This is a genomic window from Vibrio sp. 1249-1 (assembly GCF_033340495.1).
Genome location: NZ_JAWOWJ010001112.1, coordinates 1 through 532, shown reverse-complemented (window position 1 = coordinate 532; position 532 = coordinate 1). Strand labels below are relative to the sequence as shown.

General features: G+C 49.4%; 2 protein-coding genes. Both read left to right on the top strand.

The window, feature by feature from the left end:
- The coding region (locus R7Z50_RS30745; protein WP_318150185.1) for a DnaB-like helicase C-terminal domain-containing protein at positions 1–234 on the top strand (234 nt) is incomplete at its 5' end.
- A gap of 4 nt (positions 235–238) precedes the next feature.
- Positions 239–532 (top strand): alanine racemase (locus R7Z50_RS30740; RefSeq protein ID WP_318150184.1); only part of this gene is annotated, 294 nt, incomplete at its 3' end.

Genomic DNA, 532 nt, shown 5'->3' with positions numbered 1-532 from the left:
CCTGTTAACTCGGACTTGCGTGAATCGGGTTCCATCGAGCAGGATGCCGACTTGATCATGTTCATCTACCGTGATGAGGTCTATCACCCAGATAGCCCATACAAAGGCACGGCGGAAATAATTATCGGTAAACAACGTAACGGTCCTATTGGCTCGGTGCGTTTAACATTCCAAGGACAACACTCGCGCTTTGATAATTACGCGGGTCCAGCATTCGATATTGATGATGAGTAATGCTATGAGCTACATGAAAGCCGCAAAAGCATGCATTGACTTGTCTGCGTTGCAGCACAACTTGCAGCGTGTGAAAGCGCAAGCACCAGAAAGTAAAGTGATGGCGGTAGTGAAAGCCAACGGTTATGGCCATGGTCTGCGTCATGTGGCGAAACATGCTAACCATGCCGACGCCTTTGGTGTGGCTCGCATTGAAGAAGCGTTGCAACTGCGCGCTTGTGGCGTGGTAAAGCCAATTCTCTTACTCGAAGGTTTTTATTCGCCGGGCGATCTGCCTGTGTTAGTGACGAACAACATC